This window comes from Variovorax sp. 20P10.2.4 (assembly GCF_058244205.1).
Genome location: NZ_JBZAYE010000709.1, coordinates 1 through 3529, shown reverse-complemented (window position 1 = coordinate 3529; position 3529 = coordinate 1). Strand labels below are relative to the sequence as shown.

At 71.1% G+C, this 3529-nt stretch carries 4 protein-coding genes; 2 read left to right on the top strand and 2 right to left on the bottom strand.

Features of this window, described 5'->3' with window-relative positions:
- Positions 1–319 (top strand): hypothetical protein (locus AC27VN_RS36060; protein ID WP_490879734.1); only part of this gene is annotated, 319 nt, incomplete at its 5' end.
- Positions 320–365: 46 nt separating this feature from the next.
- Here AC27VN_RS36060 and AC27VN_RS36055 read toward each other — a convergent pair.
- On the bottom strand, positions 366–1229 hold the full coding sequence (locus AC27VN_RS36055) for a LysR family transcriptional regulator (protein WP_490879733.1): 864 nt from the start codon (positions 1227–1229) through the stop codon (positions 366–368).
- 143 nt (positions 1230–1372) lie between these two features.
- On the opposite strand from AC27VN_RS36055, the gene AC27VN_RS36050 reads away from it, so the two are divergent.
- On the top strand, positions 1373–2917 hold the full coding sequence (locus AC27VN_RS36050) for an MFS transporter (RefSeq protein ID WP_490879732.1): 1545 nt from the start codon (positions 1373–1375) through the stop codon (positions 2915–2917).
- Between the two features lies 1 nt (position 2918).
- On the opposite strand, the gene AC27VN_RS36045 is transcribed toward AC27VN_RS36050, so the two are convergent.
- Positions 2919–3529: heme biosynthesis protein HemY (locus tag AC27VN_RS36045; protein WP_490879731.1), on the bottom strand; the 611-nt coding region annotated here is incomplete at its 5' end.

Here is a 3529-nt window from a genome sequence, read left to right as displayed (position 1 = left end):
GAGCGCTCCGCAGCCGGCCGCCAATGGCCGCGCGCTGCCGAAGGTCCAGTCCTTCGAGCTGCCGCTCGACGAGCTCGCGCAGATCGCGCAAAGCTCGGGCCTGCAGTGGGTCAACTCCGACGCCGAACGCATCGCGCAGGCGCGCGCCGCGATCGCCGCCGAGCCGAAGCCGGTCCACGTGCCGCGCGAGCGCCCGCCGGTGATCGTGCTCGACGAAGGCCCGCTGGTGCTGGTCGAAACCCGCCGCGAACTGGCCGCGATGACGCTGCCGTTCGAGCAACCGGCTGGCGAAGCGCAGCCGGAGCAGCGCACGCTCTGAGCATCCGCTCGAGTGCAATGAAGACGGCGCCCTCGGGCGCCGTTTTTCATGGGGCCGGCGCCACCAGCCCCGGCATCTCAAGGATCAGCTGCCCGAAGCGGCAGGCACAGGGCGTGTGGCCGTTCTCGCTCCAGATCAGCGAGAAGTCCACGCTCGGCAAGGGCCGCAGCCCATAGCGGCCGTCGACGATCTTCATGCCCGGCTCCACGTCCTCGCGCGTGATCACCGTCGCCGCGAGCCCCGCGAGCACCGCCGCGCGAATGCCCTGCGGGCTGGCCGAGGTGAACACCACGTGCCAGTCGATCGGCGCGAGGTCGAGCGCCGCGCCGGCCACCTGCCGGTAGACGCAGGGCTTCGGAAAGAAGGCCAGCGGCAGCGAGCCTCCTTTGGGCGGCTCGAAGGTCTCGGCCGCGGCCCAGACCAGCTGCGTGCGCCGCAGCCGCGTGCCCTCCTCCACCTCGGGCGGCGACATCACGACCGCGAGGTCGAGCTCGCCGGCCTTGATCGCCGCGCGCAGGTCGACGTGCATGCTCACGCAGACCTCCATGCGAACCGACGGAAAGGCGCGCGCGAACTGCGACAGCAGCGGCGCCAGGCGCTCGCCCAGGAAGTTGTCGGGCGCGCCGAAGCGCACCACGCCCGAGATCGGCGAAGGCTGGAAGCGCTGCGTCATGGCGTCGAGCGTCGTCAGGATCTGCTCGGCATAGCGCAGGAAATCCTCGCCGTCCTCCGTCACCGTGAGGCGGCGCGTCGTGCGGTGCAGCAGCGCGCGGCCCACCTGCTCCTCGAGCCGGCGGATCTGGTGGCTGATGGCCGACTGCGTCAGGTGCAGGCGCTGCGCGGCGCGCGTGAAGCTGCCGGTCTCCTTCACGGCCACGAAGGCGCGCAGCAGGGTGGGATCGAAGTCCATGGCGGGGTGGGCAGGTCGTTTGAGTAGTGATGGAGATTAATGAATCTCACGAAATTAAATCATTTTCCTCATGAAGACCCTTTACCCAGAATTGCGCTCCTCGCGGCCGGCCTCCTCGCCGCGCCACGCCAACCGGACGCCCCATGACCCTCTCACCCACCGCACGCAACCGCCTCGCGCTGGTCGCCCTCTGCCTCGTCGCCGCGATGTTCGGCCTCGAGATCTCCAGCATTCCCGTGATCCTGCCCACGCTCGAGAAGACGCTGCACGCCGACTTCGAGGCCATGCAATGGATCATGAATGCCTACACCATCGCCTGCACCACGGTGCTGATGGCGGCCGGCACGCTGGCCGACCGCTACGGCCGCAAGCGCGTGCTGGCGATCAGCCTGCTGCTGTTCGGCCTCACCTCGCTGGTCTGCGGCCTGGCGCCGAGCGCGCCGCTGCTGATCGGCGCGCGCTTCCTGCAGGGCCTGAGCGGCGGCACCATGCTGATCTGCCAGATCGCCATTCTTTCGCATCAATTCCAGGAGGGCCGCGAACGCAGCCGGGCCTTCGCGATCTGGGGCGTGGTGTTCGGCGTCGGCCTGGGCTTCGGGCCGATCGTCGGCGGCGCGATCGCCGCGCTGTGGCGCTGGGAATGGGTGTTCCTGGTCCATGCACCGTTGGCCGCCATCGTCTGGCTGTTGGCGGCCGTCAGCGTCGGCGAGTCACGCGACCCCGAGGCGAAACGGCTCGACCTCGCGGGCATCGTCACGCTGTCGCTCGCGGTGCTCGGCCTCACGGGCTACATCACGCAGGGGCCCGGGCTCGGTTTCGCGAGCGCGGCGGGCCTGGCCCTGCTCGGCGCCTCGGCCGCGAGCTTTGCCGCCTTCGTCGCGATCGAGCGAAGGCGCACCCATCCGATGTTCGACTTCTCGGTGTTCCGCATCCGCGCGTTCTCGGGCGCGATCCTCGGCTCGGTCGGCATGAACTTCAGCTTCTGGCCCTTCATGATCTACCTGCCGTTCTACTTCCAGGCCGGCCTGGGCTACGACGCGGTGCAGGCCGGCACGGCGCTGCTGGCCTACACGCTGCCTACCCTGGTCGCGCCGCCGCTGGGCGAGCGGCTCGCGGCGCGCTTTCGCGCCGGCGTCGTGATCCCGGCCGGCCTGTTCGCCATCGGTGCGGGCTTCCTGCTGATGCGCTGGGGCAGCGGCGTCGCCGAGGCGAGCTGGCTCACGCTGCTGCCGGGCTGCCTGCTGGCGGGTCTCGGCCTGGGCGTGATCAACACGCCGGTGACCAACACCACCACCGGCTCGGTGCCCGCGAGCCGCGCCGGCATGGCCTCGGGCATCGACATGAGCGCGCGGCTCATCACGCTGGCGGTCAACATCGCGCTGATGGGCTTCCTGCTGCTCGCGGGCATCGGGGCCGCGCTGCGCCGCGCGCTACCGGAACTGGCGCCGTCGCTGCCCGCACTCGCCGAACGGATCGCGGCCGGCCACCTCGCGACGCTGCACCAGGAGTTTCCTGCGCTGGCTGCGCTCGATCCTTCGGGCGCGATCGCCCACGGCGCACTGCTGCAGGGCTTCGGCGGGGTGATGCTCTACGGCGCGCTCGGCGTGTGGGTGCTCGCGGCGCTGAGCGCGCTGGCCTTCCACGGCGGGAGCAGGCAGCCCACGGTCGCCTGCGCCTCGCGGCCCTGAGCTAGCGCAGCGAGACCGGGTGGTTCTCGATCTGCGCCGCGTTGCGCCAGGCCAGCGCGGCCTGCTCGGCATCGCCGCGGTCCTCGGCCAGTTGCGCGAGCGCGAGCCAGGCACGGCGGTAGAGCTCGGGGTCCTGCAGCCCCATGCCGGCCTGCGACAGCAGCTGCTGCGCCTTGCCCCAGAGCTGGCGCTTCATGCAGGCCATGCCCGCGAGGTACTGCAGATTGGCATCGCGCGGGTTGTTGCGCTGCGCGCTCTCGATGCGCGCGAGCCAGTCGGCATCGACCGAGTCGAGCCCCGCCTCGAGCGCCAGCGCGAGCTTGACGCGCAGCGCATCGCCGAGGCCGCGCGGCAGCGACACCATGCGCTCCCAGGCCGGCAGCAGCCAGTTGCGCGCCACCGGCAGGTCGCCCTTGAGCAGCACCATGCGCTGCGCGGCATGGATCGCGACCTCGGGCATCTCGCGCTCGACCGTCTCGAGTTCGGACCAGGCGCGCAGCAGCTGCGCCGGATCGTGCGCACCCGACAGCAGCTCGGTCGCGAGCCCGCGCACGATGCTCTGAGCGGCGGCCTCCGAGAAGGCGCGGTGCTTGGCCAGCAACCGCGCGGTCT

Excerpts from the sequence above, each read along its gene's own strand:
- AC27VN_RS36055 (WP_490879733.1), bottom strand. The coding sequence starts at position 1,229 with ATGGACTTCGATCCCACCCTGCTGCGCGCCTTCGTGGCCGTGAAGGAG.
- AC27VN_RS36050 (WP_490879732.1), top strand. The coding sequence starts at position 1,373 with ATGACCCTCTCACCCACCGCACGCAACCGCCTCGCGCTGGTCGCCCTC.